The sequence below is a fragment of the Sinomicrobium endophyticum genome (assembly GCF_052983315.1).
The window spans coordinates 95,813-120,593 of sequence record NZ_JBRKIS010000018.1 but is presented as its reverse complement, the minus strand read 5'-3'; the positions used below and the strand labels follow the sequence as shown (position 1 = coordinate 120,593).

The following is a 24,781-nucleotide window of genomic DNA, read 5'->3' as shown; positions in this document are numbered from 1 at the left end:
GTTTTGAGTTAGTTAGTTTATTTCACAGGCTCTCCTCTTCCTGATCCGGGGGGAGAGCCTTATTTTAACAAAAAAACGGAGATATAAGTATATTGTGTTCGAGCCCATTTTTTAGAATTATTTTATATTGCAAGAAATAACCTGACTGAAAATACTGTAACCGCAAACATGAGAATAAAAAATTATCTACTGAGAAGAAAAGTAACCCGAACCGGCTTAATGTCGAAGTGTAATGGCAGAGACCTGTCTATCCGCAGAATTACAGTTTTTATCGCCGTGAGTATCATTTTTGTTTCCGGCGGATATGCCCAGGGAAGGGAGGTTATTAATCTCCATAAAAACTGGGAATTCAAAAAAGGAGAGAAAGATTACGATAAAAGTATCGGCTTTATCAGCCGGGAATGGGAAGAAGTAGAAGTACCGCATTCGTACAATAAAGAAGATATGCAACGCGATAAAAATTTCTATACCGGCGATGCCTTCTATCGTAAAAAACTCCATGTCAGCAAAGAATGGAAGGGAAAAAGGCTTTTTCTCAGGTTTGAGGGAGTTGGTTCCGTAGCGTCTCTCTATGTAAACGGCAGGTTTATCGGGGAGCACAAGGGAAGCTATTCCGCATTTGCCTTCGAAATTACACATAGTGTGGATTACGGTAAAGACAATAACATTGAAGTTAAAGTCAATAACGAAGCAAGACCCGATGTCCTCCCGGTAAATCATTTTCTGTTTCCCATATACGGCGGAATATACCGTCCTGTCCACCTGATCGTTACGGACAAAATAAACATTACGGTTACCGACCATGCCTCTCCCGGTATTTACATCTCACAAAAGGATGTATCCGGTAAAAAAGCAGGTATAACCGTCAAAGCAAAACTCGAAAACAAGGAAAGAGAAACAAAACAAGTTATACTGCAAACCGTTATCCGTAATGCCGAAGGAAAACAGGTCGCCAAAGAAGAAAAAGAAGTAACCGTAAGTCCGCAGGGAATAACAGTTGCCGAGCAACAACTTACACTCCGGTCACCCCGTTTATGGCAGGGCATAGAAGCCCCTTACCTGTATTCCCTTACCACTTCCGTAAAAAAGGATGGAAAAGAAACGGACGCCGTAACACAACCTTTGGGAATACGAAAGTTTGAATTAAGGGCGGGAGAAGGGATGTTCCTGAACGGTAAAAAATATCCCATGTATGGCGTAACCCGTCACCAGGATCGCTGGCAATACGGCAATGCCCTTTCCCCCGAACAAGAAGAGGAAGATATGGAACTCATCCGGGAAATGGGAGCTACTACCATCCGGCTGGCACACTACCAGCAATCCGATAATATCTATTCCCTGGCCGATAAAATGGGTTTTCTTATCTGGGCGGAGATTCCTTTTGTGAACAATTACAGCCGGGAAGAAGCGGCCAACGCCAAACAGCAGATGACCGAACTGGTCCGGCAGAACTTCAATCACCCTTCCATATACATCTGGGGTATGCACAACGAGGTGTACTCCAAAAATCCGGATGAATATGTCGCCGTACTTACGCGCGAACTCAATGATATAGCCAAAACCAACGACCCGGACAGGCTTACGGGGGCCGTAAGCGGATACGGTGAAATGGACAGACCGGCAAACCTGGCGGGAGATGTACAGGGAATGAACCGCTATTATGGCTGGTATGAAGGGAAAATAGGCGATCTCGAAAGCTGGGTGAGCGGATTGGAAAAAGAATATCCCGCTTATAAGGTTGTCCTCGCCGAATACGGGGCCGATGGAAATATTGACCAGGGTGCCGAGGATTTACCGGAAAATCGCAACCCGGTAAGCGGTAAATTTTTCCCGGAAAACTACCAGACCGAAACCCATATTCAGCAATGGGCGATCATCGAAAAACATCCCTATATTACAGCTTCCTATTTATGGAATATGTTCGAATTTGCCGTACCCATGTGGAACCGCGGCGGTGTAAATGCCCGGAACCTGAAAGGATTGATCACTTTTGACCGCAAACGGAAAAAAGATGCCTTTTACTGGTACAAGGCCAACTGGAATCCTGAGCCCATGATCTACCTGGCCAACAGGAGGGACAATAAACGCACAAAAGCAAATACCACCGTGCAGCTCTTTTCCAATCTGGACGATGTGACCCTCACCGTGAACGGAAAAGAAGTACCGGGTAAACAAGGAGTAAACGACAAACACCGGTTGTTCGATGTGCAACTGCAAAAAGGAGTGAACAAGATCGGGGCCACCGCGAAAGGCCGGGGAAAAGACCTTACGGACGAAATGGAATGGATACTGGAATAACAAAACAATCAAAAATAATAAACCGATGAAAAAGAATGGCATAACACTGATCCTTTGCATGGTCTTGTCTTTCTGTAAGGCTGCCGGGGAAGCCTGTCCGGTTATTCCCCTTCCGCGGGAAGCCGTTAAGGGAAGCGGAACTTTTGTTATGGGAGAGGATACCCCGGTCATTATTTCTGAACCATCTCTTGAAGGAACGGCAGATTATTTCCGGTCGCAGGTGATGAGGTTTACGGCGATTTCCCTTTCTCCGGGGAAAGAGCCGGGAAATATTCCGGTGATCCGACTGGAACTTACGGAAGACAACACGCCGGAAGAAGCCTATGAACTTCATATCGATCCGGAAGGAATAGTAGTCAGGGCTTCCGGTGTTCCGGGTGTGTTTAACGGAACCATGAGTTTATTACAGCTTATCGTCAACGGCGGGAAGGTGGACAGTAAGGTGGAGATCCCCGGCTGGGAGATCAGAGATGATCCGCAATATTCCTGGCGTGGGCTTATGCTCGATGTGTCCCGTTATTTTATTCCGAAGAAAAAAATATTGTCCCTGGTAGACTGGATGGCCTTTTATAAGTTGAACCGCCTGCATTTACACCTTACGGACGAACCCGGCTGGCGCATCGAGATCAAAAAATATCCAAAACTGGCCTCGGTAGGAGGTATCGGGGACCATAACGATCCCGCTAAGCCTGCACAATACTTTACACAGCAGGATATTGCGGAAATTGTCGATTATGCCGGGAAAAGGAACATTACCGTCATACCGGAGATCGATATGCCCGGACATGCCACTGCCGCAAATAAGGCCTACCCGCAATACAGTGGAGGAGGCAGCGAACAACACCCGGAATTTACATTCGATCCCGGAAACGGGAAAACCTACGGCTATCTTACCGCTATACTCAGGGAAGTACATGCCCTTTTTCCATCGGGAATGCTCCATCTCGGCGGGGATGAAGTGAGTTTTGGCAACGATAAGTGGATGCAGAACAAAGGCATCCGGAAACTGATGGCCAGGCACAGGTTAAAAGATGTAAAAGAGGTGGAATATTATTTTATGAAGCGTATGGCCGATTCCGTTTACGCCATGGGTGCTGATCTCCTGGCATGGGATGAACTGGCCGGCACGAACCTTCCTGCAAATAAGACCGTAATGTTCTGGTGGAGACATGATAAGCCAGAACAATTACACCAGGCATTGCAACAGGGCTATCGGACGGTTATTTGCCCCAGGCTGCCCTATTATTTCGATTTTGTCCAGGATAGTACCCATGATTCCGGCCGCAAATGGGGAGGAAAGTTCAATGCCTTAGCTGATGTATACCGCTTTTCAGTCAAAGACTGGACAGGAGGGGAGGACGTTGAAAAAATACTCGGGGTGCAGGCCAACCTCTGGACAGAGACCGTAACCAGCATAAAACGATTGGATTACCTCCTTTTTCCCCGTATTGCAGCCCTGTCTGAATCTGCCTGGACCACAGACCGCAATGACCTTTCCTTTTTTATGAAAAGGCTGGAAGGTCATCTGGAGCTTTACCAAAATGAAAAAATATATTACTACAACCCGATACATCCGGCAACCACACCGGAACCAGTTTACACTAAAAAGAAATAAGAAAACCATGAAAAGAACACCGTTTATCTATTTACTGGCAGCATTTTTAGCGTTTGGCACGGGATTAAATGCCCAATCGCAAAAAGAAGAAAAGAGAATTTCAGTAAAGCTCGAACACGGATCGCATCGTCTCGGTAAGCGAACAGACAAGCACATGCAAACCTGGCGGAACTACGGTCTGGGGCAGTTTATCCACTGGGGGGTATACGCAATCCCCGGCGGGCATTGGGAAGGTAAATACTATCCCGGAGCTGCGGAATGGATACGCTCCTGGAAAGAAATGCCCAAAGAGGCTTACGATAATCTCTACAAGCAATTCAATCCGGAGAAATTCAATGCCAGAGGATGGGCAAAACAAGCTAAGGAAATGGGAGCAAAATATGTGATCATCACCACCAAGCACCACGACGGTTTTTGTTTGTGGCCCAGTAAGTACACGGATTATACCGTAGCCAAAAGCCCGTATAAAAAGGACATTATCGGCCAACTGGTCGATGCTTACGATGCCGAAGGTATTGATGTATATCTCTATTTTTCCATTATAGACTGGAACCACCCCGGTTACCGGAGCAGCCTGAAAAGTGAGACCGACCGGAAGGAATATGAAGACTTCAAGACCTTTACCAGGAACCAGTTGGTGGAATTACTGGAACGTTATCCCTCCACCAAAGGACTTTGGTTTGACGGCAGTTGGGATAAAGCCTGGATAGAACAAGCGGAATTTGCAGACGAATTGGGCAGCGAACTGCGCGAAATGATCCCCGGCCTTATCATAGGAAGCCGTTTCCGGGCCGATGAAAACGGCAATCGCCACTTCGACACCAATGGCGATATGATGGGAGATTACGAACAGGGCTGGGAACGAAAAATACCGGAAACGATAGAAGATATTCACGGAAATGACTGGGATTGTGTGATGACTATTCCGGAGAATCAATGGGGGTACCACTCCGATTGGAAAGGCCATGTGAAAACGAGTAACGAACTGATAGAGATGCTCGTTAAATCCGTATCACTGGATGGCAATTTTGTTCTTAATTTCGGACCTGATGGTGAGGGAAATATACGCCCCGAAGAAACAAAACTAGCAGCGGAAATAGGAGCGTGGATGGATGTAAATAAAGAGGCGGTTTATGGATGCGGGTACCTGGATTGGAAGAAACAGGATTGGGGATATTATACCGTAAACCGGGAAACCGGTAAAAAATATATGGTGGTATTCAATATGCCGGTGTCAGGGGCGCTTCGTGTACAAGTACCCAACAATACCAGACTGGATAAAGCATATCTGCAGGAGAAATCCAAAAGCGATATTACCATAGAAGAAATACATCGCAATGAATATTTTGTTCATTACAAACCGACGATTCCGGTAAAAAAACCTTTTGTTATTGTAATAGAAACGACGGAGTCTGATGCTGATGGAGGACATTATCAGAAAGCAAAAACCTGAGTATTCCCGGCGGAAGGGCGTATAGCCTGTTGGACTGACTAAACCTTAAAGACCGCTTTTTCTCTTTAGAATTGAGAAAAAGCGGTCTTTTATTTTAAGAACGTTAGCAGAATTCCGGGAAGGGAAAAAGAAATAATTGTTTTGCAGAAATAAAAAAAATCATATATTAGCTATGTTTTTTAAGATTTATTTAAGATTTTTTGTGAAAAATTAAGAGTCAAAACGAACATTTAAGCGATTTTTTTTAAAACAAAATGTGTTCGTACCCGTTTTTAGTTTTTGCAAAATTTATCTTCGGAAAGAGGTCGTTTTTTAGCGGTATAAAATTGTAACAACCTTAATGTTAGAAATGTAAAGTCCATGCGCACAAGAGAGAACAACAGGGAGAAATTACTGGTGAAAGAACTGATGTGCCATAATGAAAAAGCGTTCCGGGATCTCTTTGATAGTTATAGCCAGGATGTATATGCGTATGGCAAAAGTATATTGAAGTATGACGTGTATGCCGAAGAGATTGTCCAGGATGTTTTTCTCAAAATATGGTTGAACAGGGAAAACCTGAATCCCGACCTGTCCTTCAGGGCCTACATATTCACTATAACCCGGAATCTTGCCATTAATTTTCTGCATAAGGTGGCAAATGACTGTAAGCTCCGGGAAGAAATATTCTATGGCAGGGGAGAAACCTATAACCACGCAGAAAACAGGATCGATGATGCCTATTATGAGAAGATCAGGCTACAGGCCATAGCAAAACTCCCGCCTAAAAGAAGACGTATTTTTGAACTGTCCAGAAAAGAAGGCAAGAGTTACGAAGAGATAAGCAGTGAGTTGGGAATTTCCGTAAGCACCGTAAAAAACCAGATGAGCAGCGCATTGGAAACCATCCGGAACTTTCTTTTTTCACATAGCGACGTCACTTTTATAATTGCAGCCTTTCTCCTGGGAAACCTGTGATTTTCATCTCCATCTCCGACATTTTTCCACTGATAGAACAACAACCGGAGTATCAAATCTTCATAAAAAGAAAAAAAATCCGTTTCGGAATAGTACCAACGGAATTTTCAACTGTATTATATATACAAAATGTGCTCGAAAACATTTTTTAATGAAAGATCATAAAAATATACGCGGACTCTTTAAAAAATATTCTTTGGGACAATGTTCGCCGGAGGAGATTGCAGAGATCGTAGCGTATTTAAAAACACATAAACATTCGGAAGAAATACCTTCGGTTGACGAAGTATTGGTCATGCTCAGGGAAACTCCCCGGATGGAAGAAAGTACAGCCGATGATGTTTACAACCGGATACGGAAAAACGCTAAAGTTATAGAGAGAGGGAAAGCGGGAAAACAGGTGCGGAGAAAATATTATATGGCCGCAGCAATGGCCGTAGTTCTGATCTCCGCAGGTAGTCTTTTCTTCGGAAGTTCCCTATTAAGAAAAGACCGGGTGATTGAGGTTCACGAGGAAATTACCCTCGAGTTGGATAACGGGCAAATAAAAGTTATAAAACCCGAAGGTTCCGGGGAAGTGCATAATGCTTCCGGCCTTGTAGTGGGGAAACAGGATAAAAACCGGATTTCCTATGTTGCAAACGGGAAGAACGAAAAGCATATTTCCTATAACACTTTAAAAGTTCCTTACGGAAAACGTTTCGATGTGGAACTCTCGGACGGCACTATAGTATATCTGAATTCGGGCAGTTCTCTGAAATATCCGGAAAATTTTCCCGGTGAAGGCAGGAGAGAAGTAGAGCTCACCGGAGAAGCATTTTTTGAAGTGGCCGAAGATAAAGAACATCCTTTTGTGGTAAATACGAAAGAATTAAATGTAAAAGTATTCGGCACCCGTTTCAATATCTCCGCCTACCCGGAAGATTATCTCACCGATGTGGTATTGGTGGAAGGGTCGGTAGGCATGTATGAAGATATACGGCATACGGAGAAAGGGACCATGCTGACCCCGGGTCACAAAGGAAGTTTTCACCGGAATGACAAAAATATAGATATAAGTGCGGTAGAAACTTCGGTTTACACTTCGTGGATAGGCGGGGAACTGGTTTTCCGGAATATGACATTCGAAAATATTCTCAAAAAGCTTGAAAGACAATATAATGTCGATATAACTATGGAAAACAGAACTCTCGCCGGGGAAGAGTTCAATGCCAGTTTCGACCGGGAACCTGTGGAGGAAGTACTGGAATATTTTAAGATGACTTATGGCATTCGGTATACGGTAGAAGGAGACAACATAACAATAAACTAACACTTAAAACTTAAATATCTATGAAACGACCAGTAAGCGAATAGCTATTATCCATGGCACTAATGCTGTTCAGGCAGGATCATCAATAAAAAATCGGAAAATGTTGGACCATTTTCCGATTTGAAAATGGTGATTAAATCAAAATTTAACCACACTTAAACACATTTAAAAGTATGAAAAAATTTCTTTCCGGAAGGAAGGGGTGGATGTTGCATGTCAAATTTAAAACAAAAATGAAGATCAGTACCATACTCTTGAGTATTGTATTGTTGACAGCACAGGCAAATACTTCCTATTCCCAAAAATCCAGGATATCCCTGGATATGCATAACATCACCATAGAACGTCTGATAGATGTTATAGAAAGTAAGAGCGATTACCATTTTGTGTACAAGACCAGGGATGTAGACCTGGAACGGAAAGTATCCGTCAAAGCCGAGGAAGAAGAGATCACCTCGGTGCTGGACCGCATTTTCGGAAACACCGGAACGACATATAATATTGTAAAAAAACAAATATTTCTCACCGTTAACGAAGCAAAAGAAAAAGAGAATGGCCAGGGAATCACGGAAAGCCGGCAAGTACAGGTAAGCGGTACAGTGAAGGACGGGAATGGAAATGCTCTGCCCGGTGTGACTGTCATGGAGAAAGGTACACAAAACGGAACAGCGACCGATTTTGACGGGAATTACGAACTTCTGGTCTCGGGGACAGATGCTGTATTATCCTTTAGCTATATTGGGTTTGTAACAAAAGAAGTCCCTGTAAACGGCCTTACCGCGATAGATGTGGTCCTGAAAGAAGACGTTTCCGAACTCGATGAGGTTATCGTAGTGGCATACGGAACACAGAAAAAGGAAAACCTTACGGGTGCCGTAGTTTCCGTAAGCAGCGAAAAACTGGCTAACCGTCCCGTAGCCTCCACGCAAAATGCCCTTCAGGGAATAGCTCCCGGGGTAACCATACTGCAACGCCCCGGGGATGTAGGACGTAATTCCGACGGAACAAGCGGCAATACCGGAGGGATAACCATAAGGGGACGCAGTAACCTCGGTTCTCCCGGTCCTATGTATGTCATAGACGGAATCCCTGCAACATCACAGGAATTTGCATCGTTGAATGCCAATGATATAGCCAGTATGTCAGTACTTAAAGATGCTTCTTCTGCTGCACTTTACGGTTCACGCGCGGCAAACGGGGTCATTGTGGTTACGACCAATCGTGGAGGAGGGGAAAAGGCCACCGTACAGTTCAATACGAGTTACGGGTGGCAATCCGCTACCAAATTACCCGATTATGTGAATTCTGCGGACTATGCTGCTTTGTATAATGAAGCATTGGGCAATAAAGGAAGAGATCCGTTATACACCGAAGACCAGATAAGAAGATTTGCAGATGGTTCCGAACCGGATCTGTATCCGGATACGGACTGGTATAAGACCGTACTGCACTCGGCAGCGCCACAAAGGGAAGCCAGTCTTAATATCAGTGCACCGGGGAAAATCACCAATTACTATCTGGGCCTCACATATTTTGACCAGGAATCCCTGATACCGGGTAAAAAACAGGACCGTATCGTTGCCAAACTCAATACCGAAAGCAATATCGTAGAGAACCTGTTGAAAGTCGGAACAAACTTCTCTTTTATCAAACAAGATTTTGATCGGGACGGAGGGAACATGAGCTGGACGGAACTCAACCGTTCTCTTCCTACATCGGTAGTACGCCAGTCCAATGGAGAGTGGGGTTCCATAGACGGAGGGGTGGCCAATGCACAAACGGCACGGCGCAACCAGTTACGTATACTGGAAGAAGGAGGAAGCGGCTGGGACAGGGACAATTACCTGCAGCTTGCCGCCAACGCCTCGCTTACTCCCCTGGAAGGACTGACCATTAATGGACTGACTTCCCTGAAGTATACCAATTCCAATTCCTGGTCTTTTAACAGTACCATGGATCCCATAAACAATTTCCTCACCGGGGATGTAATAAACTCCACAAGGGTAACGCCCAATGAAATGACGGAATACTGGAGAAAAAGACAGGAATTCCTCATCCAGGGAACTGTGGATTACGAACGCCGTTTCGGAGAGGAGCACTATGCGAAGATCACCGTAGGAGCAAGCCAGGAAAGCAATGTTTTCAGGACCGCTTTTATCGGGAGGAAAAACTTCCCCAACAACGATATGGAAACCGTGGGCAGTGGCTCCGGGAATTCGGAAGACATAAGTTCTGACGATGACGGACAGGCCAACAGGAGCAACCAGGAAGAATGGGCCATGCGCTCCTTTTTCGGAAGGTTAAATTATATGTTTGCCGATAAATACCTGCTCGAAGCCAATACACGTATAGATTATTCTTCCCGTTTTCATCCCGATCACAGGCGTGCCGTATTCCCGTCTTTCTCGGCCGGGTGGATTGTTTCAAAGGAATCCTTTATGGAAAATATTTCCTGGCTCGATCACCTGAAAGTCCGTGGATCCTGGGGTTCACTGGGGAATCAGAATGTGGTCAGAATAGGTAACTATTTCGATGTGCTGAACCTCGATTACGCCTATAATTTCGAAGATACTGCACAAGGAGGAGCCTGGCAGAGCAGGGGTTCTAATATTTCAGCCACCTGGGAAAAAGTGAAAATGCTGGATATAGGGCTTGATATTAACCTCTTTGGTAACAGGGTAAATATTGTAACCGATTACTATGTTAAAAGAACCGAAGGAATACTTACGCAATTACCTGTACTGAGTACTTACGGATTTCCGAATAGCGGCATTCCTTATGTCAATGCCGCCGAAACCAGGAACAAGGGCTTTGAATTCGCTGTTAATTATTCCGATAGGATAGGAGAGAATTTCCGGTTTACTATCGGCGGAAACCTTTCCACTATAGATAACGAGATACTGAACCTGGGACAAGGTGTCGAGGAAAGGATAAACAGCTACTGGATAGAAAGAGTAGGAGGATCCGTAGGTGATTTTTACGGTTACCGGGCCGATGGGCTTTTCCAGGATGTTGCCGATGTGGAAAATCACGCGTACCAGTCGGCCGCGACTGCTCCCGGAGATATCAAATACGAGGATATTAACGGCGATGGGGTGATCAATGCCGAAGACCGTGTAGTTATCGGTAACGATGTTCCGTGGTTCAATTACGGTTTTAACCTGAGTGCCGAATACAAAGGGATCAGTTTTGAAGTACTTACCTATGGGGTTGGTAAGGTAAAGACCTACCTGGCCAATGAAGCGTCCTTCCCTTTCTTTAATGGCGCGGGGATAAAAGAAGAACTCAAAAACAGGTGGACGGAAGCCAATCCCGATCCGGATGCAGATTTTCCACGGTTATTACTGTCCCAGGACGGAACGCATAATTACGAAAACATATCCTCCTTCTGGTTATTCAATGCTGCTTATTTCCGGGTACGTTACATTACCCTCGGGTATACTTTTCCGGAGGAGATCAGCAAAAAACTGGGAATGACCATGCTGCGCGTATACGGCACCTCCAATAACCCGCTTACGTTCATGGCAGACAAACGCCTGGCTGATTACGATCCGGAACTGGGATCGGGCCGGGGAGGTTATCCCGGGATAAAGACCTTTTCCCTCGGATTTAATTTCAGGTTTTAACCCCTTGTTAATGGTATAAAATATAAAAAATGAGAAAGACAATTCTATATACATGTACGGCACTTATAATGCTTACCGTATCCTGTTCCGATGATTTCCTGGAAAGACCACCGTTGGATGATGTTTCTGAAGAAACGTTTTGGAAAACGGAAGAAGACCTGTACAAAGCTGTAAACGGTATCTACAGCCAGTTGCCCGCTGAGGGATTTATCTATGACGACGGTTCTTCCGATAATGCGCATGCACAATATCCCTGGGAAAGTAAAGCTACGGTGATCTCTGCAGGAAGTATAATCACTGCAGATAATGCAGGCTGGGGATATGAAGATAAACGCCGGTGCAATTATTTCCTGGAAAATGCGGATGCCGTGGAAAATGCAGACCCGGACCTGCTCAACAGGTATAAAGCCGAAGTACGCTTTGTACGGGCATATTCCTATTTCCGGATGATGTGTAAGTTCGGTGCCGTTCCACTGGTGACCCGTACTCTCGAAATAGATGAAGTGGATATTCCCCGTACCCCGAGAGAAGAAGTACTGGACTTCATTGTAACGGAACTGGATGCGATAGCGGAAATTCTTCCGGTAACTTACCCGGGAGGAAAACCCGATGAAAAAGGCAGGATCACCCGTGGGGCAGCCCTGGCCCTCAAAGCAAGGGCCCACCTCTATGAAGGACAATGGCAGGCAGCCGTAGATGCCGCTCAGAAAGTAATGGACCTGAGGGTATATGACCTCTTTGAACTGGATGCCGAAAGCGAGATCAACCTGGAAGATAATTATAACCATTGGGTAGACTTCGACAATGAAGAAGACGAGCAGAACTTCAGACTGGGCTTACGCAGTTATGAGGCATTATTTCACGAAGAATACGAAGGAAATAACGAAGTGATCCTGGACAGGCAACGTATAGCCCAGATAGATGACAATTTTCTCAATACCTATCTGCCTCCCGGAACTATCGGGGGATGGAGTTCCGTAACTCCCACACAGGAACTGGTAAACAGCTACAACAATTATAAGACAGGAGAACCGGTAACCCTTCCCGCACCGGAGCAAAGAGCCGGATGGTATAACAGCGGAGACCCTGCCTTTGAAGAAGAATTCCGCAACCGGGACCCGCGCCTGTACGCAACCATAATGTTTCCCGGGGCACCGTGGAATGCCATAGAAGACGGATTTACATTCGAATGGGTACAAGGAGCTTCCAACATGTCTCAGACCGGTTATAATTTCCGGAAACTTGTCGATCCGAAGATATACCGGGAAAATATAGGGAACTACGCCAATGTTATTCTCCTGCGCTATGCCGAAGTCCTGCTGACCTATGCCGAAGCCAGAAATGAACTGAGCGGTCCCGATACCGGTATATACAATGCCCTGGACCATGTACGGGAAAGAGCGGGAATGCCGCCTGTAGACAGGAATGTATACAATACGAAAGAAAAGCTACGGGAAGTGATCCGCAACGAAAGAAGAGTGGAACTGGCCCTGGAAGGTCACCGGTATATGGATATCCGCAGGTGGAAGATCGCCCCGGAAGTGATGAAGAATATCAAAAACCTGAAAAATACCATTGCACAGGACCGGGTATGGGAAGATAAATTATACCTCATGCCCGTACCGCAATCGCAAATGGACCTGTCCGAAGGTGTATTGGAACAAAACCCGGGTTATTGACAATCGTGGTTTGATATGGTGAAATGTTCAATAATAAACCGGGAGACAAAACATAAAGTCCGATTTGAGTTGACCGGATCCGGTTGACAGAGTTAGTTAGTTGACAGGCTGTCCCCTGTCTGAAGGCAGGGGGCAGTTTTTAAAAGAACAAGAAATATTAGAACAATCGCAATACTCCGAAATTACACCTAAACAGAATTTAACCACTAAACTTTATAAAAATGAAAAGAAAAATTATTTTCAGAATTATGGCCCTTATGGCTATGGTATTGTTTTACGCCTGTGTACCGGACGATGCCGTGCCGGAAACTCCGGATAATCCCGATGAGGTAAATTATACCTCCGATTACGCTTATAACCTCAATGTCATATACTTTGTGTCCAGTGACAGGCAGGTCAACGAGGATTACGAAGAGAGAATCAGTAAAATTATGCTGGAGGGACAACAATTTTTTGCCGACTGGATGCAACATTGGGGCTACGGTAATAAAACCTTCGGGTTGCTGAAGGACGAGATTAAACAACGGGTAAAAATCCATCTTATTCAGGGAGAAAAAAGTTCCGAAAATTACCCTTACGAGGGAGGAGCATCGGCAGTAAAAGAAGAAATAGATGCCTATTTTGCCGAGCATCCGGAAGAAAAAGGCAGTGATCACAACCTGATTATCTGTGCGGTAAACGAAAAACTCGACGAGGGAGAGGAAATGGAAGTCGGCGTCCCTTTTTACGGAATCGGACGGGATGCCTACGCACTTGATTATCCAGGGATGAGTTACGATAACCTCGGAACCGGGGGAGATGTGGGGTGGAAAGCTACCGTGTGGATAGGCGGACTGTATCACGAAATGGGACATGGCCTTAACCTGCCGCATTGCGGGTCTACATTAACCGAATCCGAAAGTAGCGATTACGGAACATCCCTCATGGGGCCGGGAAATTCCACTTTTGGCATCAGCCCTACATTTCTGGCACATTCCAGTGCGGCTATAGTGAATAACTGCCAGGTTTTTTCCAAAGAAAATAAAATGTTTTATACGGATACAAATGCTCATGTAAACGCACTACGGGCCTATTACGAAGACGGGGATATTATCGTTTCCGGCACCTATGTGAGCGATGTCCCGGTGACCGATATTACCTATTACCACAAACCGGGAACTGATCCCGGGGGATACCGCGCCGTTACCTGGGTAGGTGAGCCATTGGCAGATAACAGCTTTTCCATTCGTATGCCGGTATCCGAATTTAAGGAAAAAGAAAATGACGAATATACTTTCAGTATTATCCTGCACCACGAAAACGGAAACAATACCTGGACAGGCTTCAATTATGCCTTTCAATCCGGTGTGCCCGATATAGACATTAGTATAGGACAGCAGAATATTTACGATAAAAGTAACTGGCAGGTAACGGGCTTCAGTTCCGAAGAAACGGTTAACGAAGACGGAGCAGTCATTAACATTCTGGACGGTAGCCCACAGACTTACTGGCACTCCAGGTGGAATACCAATACGGCCGGATATCCTCACTTTTTGACTGTAGATACGGGGGAAGAACTTCAAGGTAAAGGGTTTGTCATTCACCAGCGCGTGGGACGAAGGGCTGTTAAAGCATATGAAATAGAAGTAAGCAATGATAACGCCTCCTGGGAAACTGTGATACAGGGAGACCTGGAAGATACCTATGAACAGGTCATAACGCTGGAAGGAGAAAAGAATTTCCGCTATTTCCGGTTTACGGCCAAATCCTCTCATGACGGTGAACAATTTGCCGCATTGGCGGAAATCGGGGTGTATTACTGAAAAAAGTCATACATCTTGTATTAACCCCTGAAACTTATTTATTAACCATAAATCCAGATACTTATGAAACATTTTCATGTAAATCTTAACCTGGTTATGCTGCTCCTGGTCTTTGCCGGGGGAGTATTTTCCTGCGGTGTTCCGTCCGAAACAGACCCGGATGGGCCTTCCGTTCCCGATGACAGTGAAATAATTGTCAAAGAAATCCTGGAATTTAACGAAACACCTTCAGGCACACAGGAAGCAGCAAGGCTCGGTCAGTCCAATCCGGCTTCCGATTTCACGCCTACGGGTTTTTATCTCCCTCCGAATACCGAACTTGTTGTAAAGGTAGACCAGTTAGAGCCGGGAAGCGGCACTCCCGTATTGCTTATAGGTTCGTATTCGAGGTACGAAGCCAAGTGGAACCCGACGGAAGTAGCGCTGACCGATGGCATCAATACGGTTACCGGCGATGAATACGGAGGCATTATGTACATACGGTACAATACCGGTGAAGGCAATATAGCTTCCGGACAGGTTCGTATCGAGTTTATGGACGGACATCAACCCATGCCGTATTTTGTACACGGAGAAACGACCAATGGGCAATGGCAAACCATGCTAGATACCTGGACAGATGCTCCAGATGTATTGTTGGTTAGTGACAAAGCCATTATAGTAACCTCAATGGACAAAGCCCTTCAGTACCGCGATGAAGATCAGAACCAGTTACTTACTACTGCTGAACAGATACTGGATGCCGAAGCGGCCATAAGCGGCCAGGACGGTTCCGCACCGGAGCACCAACGGAATACCCATCGGTTACTGATGACGGAGACGGATATGGAAGATACTTTTATGGCTGCTACATGGTACCGAACCTGGTACCATCAGGATGTGGTAAACCATATTCTTACGGTGGACGGACTGGGTAACGACGGCTGGGGTCCCTGGCACGAATTGGGGCATATGCACCAGCAGGGGGCCTGGACGTGGGACGGATTGGGTGAAGTAACCGTGAATATTTATTCCCTTGCGGCAGAAAGAGCAATGGGTGTAACTCCTTCACGGATGGTCAGGGACGGCGTGTGGTATGCTGTAGCCGACTATCTTGCGTTGCCTGATGAAGAAAGGGATTTTAACAGTGGTGCGGCAAGTTTATTTGTACGTCTCGGTATGTTTCAGCAACTATGGCTTGCGTATGGTGACACTTTTTTTCAGCAGCTGCATAAACAAACCAGGGAAGAACAGCCCAACCCGGGAAGCACGGAAGCCGAAATGCGTTATTTTATGCTGAAAGCCTGTGAAATATCCGGTAATGACCTGGGTGATTTTTTTCAGAAATGGGGACTGAAAGTAAGTACCTCCGTTTATGATGAAATCGCGACGTTAAACCTGCCGGAACCGGAAGAGGACCTGACGGAACTGACAGACGATCCGGACTGGGAAAGCCGATGGCTGATAACAGATTACAGTTCCCAGGAAACGGGTGGCGAAAACGGAAGGGCTTCCAACATTATAGATGGTGACCCCGCAACATACTGGCATTCGCAGTGGTCCGGTGATAACGCGGCAGAATATCCGCATCATGTGAGTGTGGACATGAAAGGAACTACTGCGGTTAATGGTTTTACCTTAACACAACGCGACGGCCAGCGAAAAGTAAAAGACATGGAGATACTGGTTAGTAACGACGGTACGAACTGGGAAAGTCTCGGAGATCATGTGCTGGAAGAAACCGCTGCACCACAGAATATAGACCTTCCGGAAAGCAAATCTTTCCGGTATTTTAAACTGGTCATGAAATCGGCTTACGACGGACTTCAGTTTGCTGCAATGGCCGAGGTTACGGTATACTAAACCTGCTTAAGCTATACTTTTTTATGTACAGGCCCGGTGGTATTCCGGGCCTGTTTCTTTGTTATTTGCTATACGCCAGGTATTCTGGCCGTAGCGAGGAGATGCTGTCCGGTGTTGCTCCGGAAAGTCTCTTTTCTATAAATGCGGAGAAATCATACCGGTTTTCTCCCGGATAGTTTGCTGTGCAGCATTGGCATGGTGCGGATGTGGACATGGCTATTTGTTTTTAAGATTTGACTTTTGTACATAATTTTTAACCGATTCCGGTACCGGGATATTTCCCCCCAGTAGCGGATCACTGACCGGCATTCCGATAGTTTCGGATACCGGGATAATACCTGCCCATACAGGCAGTTGCAGGTCTTCTTTTTCGTCAACGACATCGCCTGTACGTATTTTTGCAGAGGCGGAGTCTATTTTTATTTCCATGACGAGGGTGGCACGGAGTTCTTTATCATTAGGCTGCCGTACATGTTCCCAGTGGTCCGGTACCATATGGTTTATAATACACCGGAGCGCATGCATTTTTTCATGATCCTCTTCTATGGATTTTACATTGCCAAAGATGTTTACCGACCGGTAATTGGCCGAGTGATGAAATGCAGACCGGGCCAGTACAAGTCCGTCCAGGTGCGTTACGGATACGCAGGCTTCCCCTGCTTCCAGGAGACAGGACATCATCCGGTTTTTTAACGAACCGTGTATGTAAAGTTTATCCCCGTCCCGCCCATATGCGGTAGGGATAACAATGGCCTTTCCATTCCAGGTATAGGCAATATGGCATAAGAATCCGGCATCGAGAATACCGTTTATTTCTTCCTGGTCATAAGAAGCCCGTTTTGGGCCCCGGGTCACTTTGTTTAAAGCGGAAATTCCATAATCCGGCATAATGTATCATTTTTTGATTAAGGATATACTTGTCATATATTACCCCGAACGAGACCAACAGGCTCGTGATGTATGGGAAAATTACATGAATTCGCTATAAAACACAGTTCGGAAGCCTGGTGGTGCAAAGCATCCAGTTTCTCTTTCATGGATTCCTCCTGTACCGTTACTTTCGGATGAAGAATTACCTTTGTAAAATGCCCGCCACCACCTGCGGTCTCTTCCATAAAGCCCGTGGCGCCGTCTTCGTAGTCCGTAACGATTACCCCGGCCTGGACGCACATATGCAGAAAAGAGAGCATGTGGCAGGAAGATAACGCGGCTACAAGTAGTTCTTCCGGGTTGTGCCTGGTTTTATCCCCAAGGAAAGAAGGATCGGAAGAACCCGAAATATCCGGTTTTCCATCCGTTAGTATGGTGTGGTTACGGTCATAGGCCCTGTAGCTACTGGTCCCGGTTCCTTTATTTCCCGTCCACTTTACCGTAAGTTTATATTCGTGTACTTTGGTCATGATTTCACCCTTTAAAATATATTATGTTTAAGGATTTCAATAATATATTTTGATTTATAGGATCAAAAGTAGTAGTTTTATGGGGTGTTTTAGTGGTCCGGTTTTAATATATAAAGTAGTCCGGTTATGATTCCTTACAAAACGATTATACGATTAGATAAAAAAGCCTGTGCGCCTTTGTACATTCAGTTGTGCAACCAGATCATTCAATTGATAAAGGGCGGGGTACTGCTTCCTTCCACCAAATTACCCGGAACGAGGTGGATGTCAGATACGCTTGACATTCACAGGAAAACCGTTATAGCCGCATATGATGAATTGATGGCACAGGGGTGGACCGAAGCCTGTCCGGCCAAAGGAACTTTTGTAAACGGTTCGCTCCCCATTATAGAGCAAAGATCTCTTCCGGGCACAGGGTGGAAGGAGGAAATGCGAAAAGCTAAAACAACTTCCGGTTTCCCTTTTGTACACCGGGAACATCTGAACAGCAGGGATGCCGAATTTCCCGAAGAAGGTATTATAGCCTTTAACGACGGGGTACCGGATAACCGTATAGCACCCATCGAAGAGATCGCCAGGGAATACCGGAACGTCGTAAAAAAATCGCACAATCGCAAACACCTTTCCTACGGTTCCGTATATGGTAATATGGAATTACGGGAAGTACTTACCGACTATCTCAACGATACCAGGGGATTAAATACCTCTCCGGAGAATATACTGATTACAAGAGGCAGCCAGATGGGGATTTATTTGTCCTCCCGGTTGTTGTTAACAGGTGGTGGGAATGTGATCGTAGGAGAAACGAATTACCGGTCGGCAAATAAGGTATTTATCGAATCTGGGGGAACATTGAAACGGGTGAGGGTAGATGAATGCGGAATTGTAACCGATGATGTGGAAAGACTATGCAAGGCGGAAAAAATCCGGGCGGTTTATGTTACTTCGCACCATCATCATCCTACTACGGTTACCCTTTCCGCACACCGGAGGATGCATTTGCTGGAACTTTCGCAGAAATATGGTTTTGCCATAATAGAAGACGACTACGATTACGATTTTCACTACAGCAATGCACCGATATTGCCCCTGGCGAGTAGCGATGCGGGGGGGAACGTAGTATACATAGGAGCTTTGTGTAAAATTGTAGCCCCCGCTATCCGGATCGGGTATATGGTGGCGCCGAAGGATTTTACGGATGAGGCTGCGCGGCTTCGAAGGGTTATAGACAGGCAGGGCGATGCGCTCCTGGAGCTTACCCTGGCCCATATGATCCGGGATGGGGAAATACAGCGGCATAGTAAAAAAGCGCTGAAAGCGTACCATGAACGAAGAGACCTGTTCTGTTCCCTGTTGCGTGAAAAGCTGGGGGACTATTTTGATTTCGAGATCCCGGAAGGAGGAATGGCCGTATGGGTAAAACTAAGGGGAGGGCTTAAATGGGATGAGGTAAAAGCAGAAGCAGCCAGGTATGGTCTAAGACTAGGAGGCTATTGCGGAGATGAAGAAGACGATATAGACGCGCCTTACCCTGGAATTCGCATGGGATTTGCGGCATTGAATCCCGATGAAATAAAAGAAGCCATTACCAGGTTGGAAAATACGATGAAAGCATTCCGCCCCAAATATGAAACGGCGGGGTCGGCATCCGGGGCCGGAGGACTCCGGGTATAATTTTATCACAAGCCCGTGACAAAGTTTGATTTTTTAGGGGGCGGTTGTCCTTTATACAATAAAAAAGCGGGAGATTCGCCGAATCTCCCGCTTTCATTATATAATATGAAGTGCGTAAAATCGATGTATATTATCCTTCGAAACCGCCCATATCGTCATCGCCGTTATTCCCTCGCTGTCCTCTTTCACGTTCTTTTTTATTGGGCTGGTTGAAGCGGTAGGTAAAGGAAAGGGTAAACTGGCGTTCTCTCCACTGGTTTTCACTTTCTCTCAGGAAAGTCTCCGTAGCGGTATCCATACGCATTTTTCGTGAGTTGAATAAGTCGCTTACATTCAGGGACACAGTACCTTTATCCTTGAGAATATCCTTGCTGAATGCCAGGTTGGTAGAGAATATGCCCTTGTTTTCGTTCTGGGAGTTCCTGGAAGGCCCGCGGTAAAACAGAACGGTCTGGAAATCTACCTTCCAGGGCAGATTTATCTTGGAGTTCAGACGGGTAAACCAGCTGGTGTTGTCCGCGTCGAAACTTTGTTCATTATGGCTCCCCTTTAATTCGGACCGGAAGATATTCAGATCGCTGTTAATCCGCCACCAGCGGAAAGGCGAATACATCACTGCCACTTCAAACCCGAAACGGTTGTCCGTTGCCAGGTTAATCGGCGTACGTCTCAGAATAGGATCTCCTTCGTTGGTTACTTCTCCTGTAGCTTCACTGATAAACTGGAATACATCGGTAGCATGCTGATAGTATATAGAAGTATTGAAGGTGAAATTTTCCCATTGTTTCAGGTAACCTATATCAAACATATCGGAATAGCTGGGATCCAGGTCGGGGTTTCCTTCAAAAAAATTGGTCTTACTTTCCCGGGAAGGGAAAGGGTTCAGGAATCGCGACCAGGGGCGGCGTATACGTCTGTTGTACCCGAGAGTAACGGTTTCGTTTTCTCCGACTTCATATCCCAGGTTTACCGTGGGGAACAACTTGCTGTAATTTTTTTTCGAATCCAGGTCATAACCTTCCACGGCAACGGAAATATCGGTGATCTCCGTACGAAGCCCGAGCAGCATTGTCATTTTATCAAAGAACTTGGTGCCGTATTGTACATAAAAAGCATGGACATCCTGGGTGTAGTTGAACAGGTTTGTCAGGTTCTGATTTACGTAAAAGTCTCCGTTGGCATCCTGGTTTTCTACCCGGTAGTCGTTGGACATATCCAGCAATTCCCCCCGGTAGCCCGCTTCGAATTGGGTGTTTTCTCCTATCGGATGAACATAATCCGCCTGGAGAAGTATATTTCTTTCGTCTTCAAGGGTGCTGAGTTTTTCGTAAAGCGTGGAATCGATGGGCATGGTGGTTCTCTCCATGATCAGGGAACGTTCGTCTTCCTTATTGTCACTGTGCTGCAGTATTACGGAGAGTTCGTGCCCATCGTCGTTGAACTTGTGAATGTAATTCAGGTTGAACTCTATGGTTTTGTCGAGTTCATCTTCCGAAGTATTCCGGAAAACATGACTGGTGAGCTCCCTGTCCGCATTAAACTTGTCCGTATAGTTCCGGGTAGAATTATCTCCGTTGTTATCCCGGTAAAATACGGAACCTACGATAGAATTTTTATCATCGATGTCATACTCTATACCGAAATTGGTGTTAAAGCTGTTTCTCTTGCGGTTGCGCTCCCTGGTTTCATTTAAAAATTTGTTGGCAATAGTATCCGAGCGATATTCCGTTTTATCAAAAGAGTTTCCGGGAGAATCACGATAATTGTATCCTGTGGTCGTAAAAAAGTTGAATTTCCCGGTTCGGTAGTTCAGGTTGGCGGAAATCCCGTGGTTGTCCGGTGTCCCGGTATTGGCAACGAAAGAGCCATTGAACCCGCTAAGTTTTCCTTTCTTTAGTATAATGTTGAGAATACCACCCGTACCCTGGGCATCATATCGTGCGGAGGGACTGGTAATAACTTCTACTTTTTCAATGGCATCGGAAGGTAATTGTTGTAGTACCTGTGTAGCACTTTGTCCAACCATACTGGATGGCCTTCCGTTGATGAGTATACGTACATCGTCATTTCCTCTGAGACTGACATTCCCTTCACCATCGACGGAAACAGAGGGAACATTGTCCAGGACATCGGCAACTGTTCCTCCCCTGGTAGTAAGGTCCTGGCCTACGTTATATATTTTTTTGTCCAGACGAAGTTCTACCGTAGTGCGCTGGCCGACAACTTCTACTTCGTCCAGCTGGGCCACATCGAGGGAGAGGGGGAGAACCCCGAAGTCTCTGGAACTTGTTATGGATTGGTTTTTAAGCGTAAAAGGACTATACGAAATAAACTCTACACTAACATCATAATTTCCGGGGCTTACTGTTACGTCGAATTTTCCATCCGCACCGGTCATTCCTCCTGTTACCATATCCGGATTGTCCAGGCTTCGCAACACCATGGTGGCAAATTCCAGGGGAGTTCCGGTTTCTTCATCGACAACTGTTCCGGTAAGGGTGACCGAATTCTGGGCAAAAGAGTATTGCAAAAGGAAAATACTCAGTAATAATAAGATTCTTTTCATTACTTAGGTGAGTTACTTTTTAAGATTTTTTAGTTAGATCGTAAAATTAGGGCAAGGTTTAAGGGGACTTGGTTAAATGTTTGTTAAATGTAAATTTTAACATTTAACCCTGCGAACACCTTATTTTACTGGGAATGGAGCAAAACAAAACCGCCGCGTTTGTACGCGGCGGTGATGGTATTATTTTGATCTTCCGGGAAACCGAAACTATCCCAAAAACGGGTATCGGTAATCTTCCGGAGACACGAAAGTTTCTTTGATAAGTCTCGGTGAAACCCAGCGGAGAAGATTGAGCATAGAACCCGCTTTGTCGTTGGTCCCGGAAGCCCTTGCACCTCCGAATGGCTGCTGTCCGACAACGGCTCCGGTAGGTTTATCATTGATATAAAAGTTACCCGCGCTGTTTTCCAGTGCTTGGGTAGCTTCGTCTACAGCGTAACGGTCATTGGAGAAAACAGCTCCCGTAAGTCCGTATTCCGATGTGGTATCTACGAGTTGCAGGGTTTCTGTCCATTTTTCGTCTTCGTAGACATAAACAGTAACTACAGGTCCGAACAATTCCGTGGTCATGGTCTTGTATTTCGGGTTTGTTGTCAGGATTACCGTAGGCTGGATAAAGTACCCTTTGGATTTATCGTAATTTCCTCCAATAACGATCTCCGCATCCTGGTCTGCTTTTGCCTGGTCTATATAACTGGCCAGTTTATCAAAAGAACCTTCGTGGATAACAGCCGTAATAAAGTTGCTCATATCCTCGGGAGATCCCATTTTAAAGGATTCCACATCGGCCTTAACGAAGTCGAGCACTTCCTGTGCTATGGATTTCGGAAGATATACCCTGGAAGCGGCGCTGCATTTCTGTCCCTGGAATTCGAAAGCTCCCCTGGAAATTGCGGTAGCCACCTGCTTTGGTCTGGAATTCGGATGGGCGATGATAAAATCTTTTCCCCCGGTTTCCCCTACGATCCTCGGATACGTTTTGTACGTGTTTATGTTAGAACCTATTTTGGTCCATATACTTTTAAATACATTGGTAGAACCGGTAAAGTGTATCCCGGTAAAATCCGGGCTTGCCAGTACGGTGTCGGTGATCATTACGGGATCGCCGTAAACTACGTTGATCACGCCGTCCGGTACCCCGGCTTCTTTAAATACGTCTACGATAACTTTGGCTGAAAATATCTGGCTGTCACTAGGCTTCCACACCACAACATTTCCCATCATGGCCGCACTGGCAGGAAGGTTTCCGGCGATGGCAGTAAAGTTAAAAGGAGTAATGGCATAAACAAACCCTTCCAGCGGACGGTATTCCACACGGTTCCAGATACCTTCGGAAGATTCCGGCTGATCGTTGTATATCTGGGACATGTATTCCACATTAAACCTCAGAAAATCCACGATTTCACAAGCCGAATCTATTTCTGCCTGGTAGATGTTCTTGGATTGTCCTATCATGGTGGCCGCGTTCATTTTGGCGCGGTAAGGTCCGGCTATAAGATCGGCAGCACGCAAAAATACGGCGGCACGTTGCTCCCAGGTAAGGGCAGCCCATTTTTTTCTGGCTTCCAGGGCATTAGCAATAGCTTTTTCTATATGTGATTTTTCGGCGAGGTGGTATTGTCCTATCACATGCTGATGGTCGTGCGGCGGAGTGATGGACCTGGTGTCCCCGGTACGGATCTCTTCGCTGCCTATGTATAGCGGAATGTCTTCCGAACCGTTAAAGTAAGCTTTGTACTGATTTAAAACTTCTTCTCTTTCCGGGCTCCCTGGGGTGTATGACTTTACGGGTTCATTGACCGCCACGGGAACGTGAAAAAAACCTTTTCCCATTTCTCTGATTAAATTTTAAGTGTTTAGTGTATCCTTTTAAATCCTGGCCTCTGTTACAGGAATATTGTGTAAATGAACAATATGGAGCCAAAGGTAAGAAATACGGAAGGGTTTCAACGGCATTTAACAAAGAAATTTTCCCGTTCAAATGGGGAGTCAACGGTTGGAAAAATAGGTATTTAAAGGTGTGGTGTGGTACTCGTTGCAAACGAGCACCAGAGGAGAAGTTTTTAGTACGGATTACTCAAAGTCGAGACCGGCAGAATTAACACAATATCTCGTTCCGGTTTCCGTAGGCCCGTCATCGAAAACATGGCCGAGGTGCCCGCCGCAGTTGGCACAGCGTATTTCGGTACGTATCATACCATGTGAAGTATCTTTCAGGTATTCTATACTTCCTTCTATGGCCTGGTCAAAGCTGGGCCAGCCACAGTTGCCCGAAATTTATGTGTACTTTCAAACAACGGGGTATTACAGGCGGCACAGCAATAGGTCCCTTTTTCAAAATGCAGGTTGTATTTTCCCGAATGCGGAAATTCGGTGCCTCCTTGTCTTAACACCCGATAAGACTCCCGGGAAAGTTCGGCTTCCCATTCTTCTTCGGGTTTGGTTACGGGGTAATCTTTGTCTGGCATGGTGATGTGCGGGATTGGAGTTGTAAAGTTACGGTTGTGAAATTATTTATCCAATAAAAAAGGGCGATTATCCATATGTTCAGGATAAT

Annotated in this window: 14 protein-coding genes and 1 pseudogene; 10 read left to right on the top strand and 5 right to left on the bottom strand. The window is 45.7% G+C overall.

The window, feature by feature from the left end; genetic code table 11:
• The first annotated feature begins 219 nt into the window (after positions 1-219).
• The 9 genes from ACVBDU_RS05210 to ACVBDU_RS05170 all read left to right on the top strand — a co-directional run bounded on the left by ACVBDU_RS05210 (position 220) and on the right by ACVBDU_RS05170 (position 16,584).
• Positions 220-2,298, top strand: a complete 2,079-nt coding sequence (locus ACVBDU_RS05210) for a glycoside hydrolase family 2 protein (protein ID WP_447178703.1) — start codon at positions 220-222, stop codon at positions 2,296-2,298.
• A 25-nt stretch (positions 2,299-2,323) separates the two neighbouring features.
• Positions 2,324-3,913 (top strand): beta-N-acetylhexosaminidase, encoded by a 1,590-nt coding sequence (locus tag ACVBDU_RS05205; protein ID WP_447178702.1) that lies wholly within the window; start codon positions 2,324-2,326, stop codon positions 3,911-3,913.
• Between the two features lie 7 nt (positions 3,914-3,920).
• Complete coding sequence (locus tag ACVBDU_RS05200) at positions 3,921-5,366, top strand: alpha-L-fucosidase (protein ID WP_447178701.1); 1,446 nt, start codon at positions 3,921-3,923, stop codon at positions 5,364-5,366.
• Positions 5,367-5,726: 360 nt separating this feature from the next.
• On the top strand, positions 5,727-6,323 hold the full coding sequence (locus ACVBDU_RS05195; RefSeq protein ID WP_447178700.1) for an RNA polymerase sigma-70 factor: 597 nt from the start codon (positions 5,727-5,729) through the stop codon (positions 6,321-6,323).
• 151 nt (positions 6,324-6,474) lie between these two features.
• Complete coding sequence (locus ACVBDU_RS05190; RefSeq protein ID WP_447178699.1) at positions 6,475-7,635, top strand: FecR family protein; 1,161 nt, start codon at positions 6,475-6,477, stop codon at positions 7,633-7,635.
• Between the two features lie 173 nt (positions 7,636-7,808).
• Positions 7,809-11,261, top strand: a complete 3,453-nt coding sequence (locus ACVBDU_RS05185) for a TonB-dependent receptor (RefSeq protein WP_447178698.1) — start codon at positions 7,809-7,811, stop codon at positions 11,259-11,261.
• 29 nt (positions 11,262-11,290) lie between these two features.
• Positions 11,291-12,940, top strand: a complete 1,650-nt coding sequence (locus ACVBDU_RS05180; RefSeq protein WP_447178697.1) for a RagB/SusD family nutrient uptake outer membrane protein — start codon at positions 11,291-11,293, stop codon at positions 12,938-12,940.
• Between the two features lie 221 nt (positions 12,941-13,161).
• On the top strand, positions 13,162-14,742 hold the full coding sequence (locus ACVBDU_RS05175; RefSeq protein WP_447178696.1) for a discoidin domain-containing protein: 1,581 nt from the start codon (positions 13,162-13,164) through the stop codon (positions 14,740-14,742).
• Positions 14,743-14,805: 63 nt separating this feature from the next.
• Positions 14,806-16,584 carry a M60 family metallopeptidase gene (locus ACVBDU_RS05170; protein ID WP_447178695.1) on the top strand — a complete coding sequence of 593 codons (1,779 nt, stop codon included), beginning with the start codon at positions 14,806-14,808 and terminating at the stop codon, positions 16,582-16,584.
• Positions 16,585-16,800: 216 nt separating this feature from the next.
• Here ACVBDU_RS05170 and ACVBDU_RS05165 read toward each other — a convergent pair whose 3' ends face one another.
• Together ACVBDU_RS05165 and ACVBDU_RS05160 are read right to left on the bottom strand one after the other, a co-directional pair.
• Entirely contained in the window at positions 16,801-17,472 is a 672-nt protein-coding gene (locus tag ACVBDU_RS05165) for a pyridoxamine 5'-phosphate oxidase family protein (RefSeq protein ID WP_447178694.1), read from the bottom strand.
• Between the two features lie 32 nt (positions 17,473-17,504).
• Entirely contained in the window at positions 17,505-17,984 is a 480-nt protein-coding gene (locus ACVBDU_RS05160) for an OsmC family protein (RefSeq protein ID WP_447178693.1), read from the bottom strand.
• 126 nt (positions 17,985-18,110) lie between these two features.
• Between ACVBDU_RS05160 and ACVBDU_RS05155 the strand changes: the two genes are divergently transcribed.
• Positions 18,111-19,658, top strand: a complete 1,548-nt coding sequence (locus ACVBDU_RS05155) for an aminotransferase-like domain-containing protein (RefSeq protein WP_447178692.1) — start codon at positions 18,111-18,113, stop codon at positions 19,656-19,658.
• A 130-nt stretch (positions 19,659-19,788) separates the two neighbouring features.
• On the opposite strand, the gene ACVBDU_RS05150 is transcribed toward ACVBDU_RS05155, so the two are convergent.
• From ACVBDU_RS05150 to msrB, 3 genes and pseudogenes are all read right to left on the bottom strand, one after another.
• On the bottom strand, positions 19,789-22,224 hold the full coding sequence (locus tag ACVBDU_RS05150) for a TonB-dependent receptor (protein ID WP_447178691.1): 2,436 nt from the start codon (positions 22,222-22,224) through the stop codon (positions 19,789-19,791).
• A 207-nt stretch (positions 22,225-22,431) separates the two neighbouring features.
• Positions 22,432-24,057: an L-glutamate gamma-semialdehyde dehydrogenase gene (pruA, locus tag ACVBDU_RS05145; protein ID WP_447178690.1), complete on the bottom strand. Its 1,626-nt coding sequence runs from the start codon at positions 24,055-24,057 to the stop codon at positions 22,432-22,434.
• Between the two features lie 240 nt (positions 24,058-24,297).
• Positions 24,298-24,692: pseudogene (msrB, locus tag ACVBDU_RS05140) on the bottom strand (peptide-methionine (R)-S-oxide reductase MsrB).
• Positions 24,693-24,781 lie beyond the last annotated feature (89 nt).

Bases quoted from the DNA above. Each gene is read 5' to 3' on its own strand.
- ACVBDU_RS05210 (WP_447178703.1), top strand. From the start codon at position 220: ATGTCGAAGTGTAATGGCAGAGACCTGTCTATCCGCAGAATTACAGTT.
- ACVBDU_RS05205 (WP_447178702.1), top strand. From the start codon at position 2,324: ATGAAAAAGAATGGCATAACACTGATCCTTTGCATGGTCTTGTCTTTC.
- ACVBDU_RS05200 (WP_447178701.1), top strand. From the start codon at position 3,921: ATGAAAAGAACACCGTTTATCTATTTACTGGCAGCATTTTTAGCGTTT.
- ACVBDU_RS05195 (WP_447178700.1), top strand. From the start codon at position 5,727: ATGCGCACAAGAGAGAACAACAGGGAGAAATTACTGGTGAAAGAACTG.
- ACVBDU_RS05190 (WP_447178699.1), top strand. From the start codon at position 6,475: ATGAAAGATCATAAAAATATACGCGGACTCTTTAAAAAATATTCTTTG.
- ACVBDU_RS05185 (WP_447178698.1), top strand. From the start codon at position 7,809: ATGAAAAAATTTCTTTCCGGAAGGAAGGGGTGGATGTTGCATGTCAAA.
- ACVBDU_RS05180 (WP_447178697.1), top strand. From the start codon at position 11,291: ATGAGAAAGACAATTCTATATACATGTACGGCACTTATAATGCTTACC.
- ACVBDU_RS05175 (WP_447178696.1), top strand. From the start codon at position 13,162: ATGAAAAGAAAAATTATTTTCAGAATTATGGCCCTTATGGCTATGGTA.
- ACVBDU_RS05170 (WP_447178695.1), top strand. From the start codon at position 14,806: ATGAAACATTTTCATGTAAATCTTAACCTGGTTATGCTGCTCCTGGTC.
- ACVBDU_RS05165 (WP_447178694.1), bottom strand. From the start codon at position 17,472: ATGCCGGATTATGGAATTTCCGCTTTAAACAAAGTGACCCGGGGCCCA.
- ACVBDU_RS05160 (WP_447178693.1), bottom strand. From the start codon at position 17,984: ATGACCAAAGTACACGAATATAAACTTACGGTAAAGTGGACGGGAAAT.
- ACVBDU_RS05155 (WP_447178692.1), top strand. From the start codon at position 18,111: ATGATTCCTTACAAAACGATTATACGATTAGATAAAAAAGCCTGTGCG.
- ACVBDU_RS05150 (WP_447178691.1), bottom strand. From the start codon at position 22,224: ATGAAAAGAATCTTATTATTACTGAGTATTTTCCTTTTGCAATACTCT.
- pruA (WP_447178690.1), bottom strand. From the start codon at position 24,057: ATGGGAAAAGGTTTTTTTCACGTTCCCGTGGCGGTCAATGAACCCGTA.